The 2803-nt window shown below is 70.3% G+C and carries 3 protein-coding genes; all 3 read left to right on the forward strand.

What is annotated here, in order from left to right; translation table 11 throughout:
• Positions 1–140: 140 nt before the first annotated feature.
• A complete protein-coding gene (locus CA984_RS43485) occupies positions 141–467 on the forward strand; it encodes a DMT family transporter (protein ID WP_086579104.1) in 327 nt (108 codons plus the stop codon).
• A 320-nt stretch (positions 468–787) separates the two neighbouring features.
• Positions 788–2068: a PP2C family protein-serine/threonine phosphatase gene (locus tag CA984_RS43490; RefSeq protein ID WP_242676505.1), complete on the forward strand. Its 1281-nt coding sequence runs from the start codon at positions 788–790 to the stop codon at positions 2066–2068.
• Between the two features lie 209 nt (positions 2069–2277).
• On the forward strand, positions 2278–2803 hold a 526-nt coding region (locus CA984_RS43495), incomplete at its 3' end, for a GNAT family N-acetyltransferase (protein ID WP_242676506.1).

Below are 2803 nucleotides of genomic sequence, written 5' to 3' on the forward strand. Positions count from 1 at the left end.
CGTCAGCACCGCCCCGCCCTCACCCCGCCCTCACCCCGCCACTCGACGCCCCCTCACCGCACCGGCCGGGCACCCGCGGACACCGGAACGCCCCACCCACTAAACTGCTACGTTCGTACCGGTTTTTCGGGGAGCATGTCATGGCGTGGCTGATCCTGGCGGGGGCGATCATCGCCGAGGTCGTGGCGACCACCGCGCTGAAGCTGAGCGAGGGCTTCGCGCACAAAGGCTGGGCCCTGGTCGTGGTGGCCGGCTACGCCGCCGCGTTCGTCCTGCTCGCCCAGGCACTGAAGATGCAGATGGAGATGGGCACCGCCTACGCCGTATGGGCCGGCGCCGGCACCGCCGCGATCGCCGCGATCGGCGTGCTGTTCCTCGGCGAGAGCCTCACCCTGGCCAAGGCCGCCGGCATCGTGCTCATCATCGGCGGGGTGCTGGTGCTCAACCTCGCCGGCGGCACCCATTGACCGGCGACGGCCCCCGACATCCCGCCGGACCCCACCGGGGGCCGGCCCACCGCCGCCGCCCAGCGCGGCACAGACCGACCGGCCGCGCCCTGGCAATAGCGGAGAGGGCCGATTGAGGCCTCACCGACGCCAGAGCCGCCCCCAAGGACGCCTACCGGCCTCCGACACACCCGGCGCACCACACCCGACCAACGGGAAACCCGCCCCCACAGCAGGAAACAGGCACCCGCCCGGACCGCACGGCACAGCCCTGAGCGGGCAAAAGCACTTTCACCCCACCATTGCCGATTGATGCCCGCCCCGCGGTGAATCATGAGGTGATGAGCGCGTCAACGGGCAACGACCGCAGATCCCCGGCCCAGGACAACCGTGCGGCGCCGGACACCCACGCAGACACGCCGAGCGGTACCGAGCGGATGCTCACCGGCCTGCTGGCCGAAAGCCACCTGATGGCTCTGGAGCAGGTACCGGCACGGGTCGGCCGCTACGCCGCACACGCGGGCCTGGAAGAGGTGCTGATCTACCTGGCCGACCTGCAACAGAACGTGCTGCGCCCGCTCACCGCCCCCGGCACACCCGGACAACCGCAGCAACTGCGCATTGACACGACACTGGCCGGCCGAGCCTTCCAAGAAGTACGGATCCTCCCCAAACAGGACGCCGGCGACGGCGTGCAATGGTGGTGGGTGCCGCTGCTGGACGGCACCGAGCGATTGGGCGTGCTGCGCGTCCGCGCCCAGGGCGCCGGCGAACACGCCGGCGACATCATGCGGCATCTGGCCTCGCTGGTGGCGTTGCTGGTGGTCAGCAAACGCCCCTACAGCGACACCTACGCCCGGCTGGTGCGCACCCAGCCGATGCACGTGGCCGCGGAGATGCAATGGACGCTCATGCCGCCGCTGACCTTCATCGACCGCCGGATCGCGATCGCCGCGATCATGGAGCCCGCCTACACGGTCGGCGGAGACGCCTTCGACTACGCCATCGCCGGCGAGATCGCCCATCTGGGACTGTTCGACGCCATGGGCCACGACGTCTCGGCCGGACTGACCGCCAGCCTGGCGATGGCGGCCTGCCGCAACCAGCGACGCCAGGGCGCCGACCTGGTCGCCACCAGCCAGGCCGTCGAACGGGTACTGATCGAGGAGTTCGGGCGGAGCACCCGGTTCGTCACCGCTGTCCTGGCCGACCTCGACACCGCCACCGGCATGCTGACCTGGGTCAACCGAGGACACCACCCGCCAGTGGTGATCCGCGGCAACCGATGGACGACCACCCTGGCCTGCCCGCCCGCCCACCCCATGGGCCTGGATCTGGGCGTGCCGGTCACACTGTGCTGCGAGCAACTGGAACCAGGTGATCGGGTGCTGTTCTACAGCGACGGCATCATCGAAGCCCGCAACGCCCAGGGACAGGAGTTCGGACTGGCACGATTTGTGGATTTCATCATCCGCCGTGCCGCCGACGGCCTGCCGGTACCCGAGACACTGCGCCGCTTGGTGCACAGCGTGCTGGACTACAACGACGGGCGCCTACAGGACGACGCCACCGTGCTGCTGGCCGAATGGCACGGCTCGGCCGACCGCCAGATGCAGATGTAGGAGCCGCCCGCACCCAGGCCCGCCCCCGGCCGACCACACGCGTGCGCAGGCCGACGCGACCACACCGGCAACGAAGACCCCCACCCGAACACCCGGCCGACGCTCCCGCCGCGGCCCACCGCCACCGGCCGCCGCCACCGGCCGCCGCCACCGGCCGAGCGCCGCAAAACACATGGCCCGCCAACCGCGGCCTCACCTAATCTGACCCGATGCTGAAGCCTTCCTACCCGATCCGCACCGACCGGCTGATCCTGCGCCCCTTCACCCCCGACGACCTCGACGGACTGCACGCCATCCAGTCGCTGCCCGAAGTCGCCCGCTACCTGTACTGGGGCCCCCGCGACCTGGAGGAAGTCAGGGAGGCACTGAACACCAAGATCACCCAGTCGGCGCTGCTGGAGGAGGGCCAGGCACTCACCCTGGCGGTGGAACTGGCCGCCACCGGCGAGCTGATCGGCGACGGGCTGCTGTTCTGGCACAGCAGCCTGCACCGCAGCGGGGAGATCGGCTACGTCTTCCACCCCCGCCACCACGGCAAGGGATACGCCACCGAAGTGGCCGACGCCCTGCTGAAACTCGGCTTCGACGGCCAGAACAGCAGCCCGTCGCCGATCAGCTCGCCGGTGGCGGCCAGTTCCACCGCCAGGGTGAGTGCCTGGCCCTCCTCCAGCAGCGCCGACTGGGTGATCTTGGTGTTCAGTGCCTCCCTGACTTCCTCCAGGTCGCGGGGGCCCC

The sequence above is a fragment of the Streptosporangium minutum genome (assembly GCF_002149035.1).
GTDB lineage: Bacteria > Actinomycetota > Actinomycetes > Streptosporangiales > Streptosporangiaceae > Streptosporangium > Streptosporangium minutum.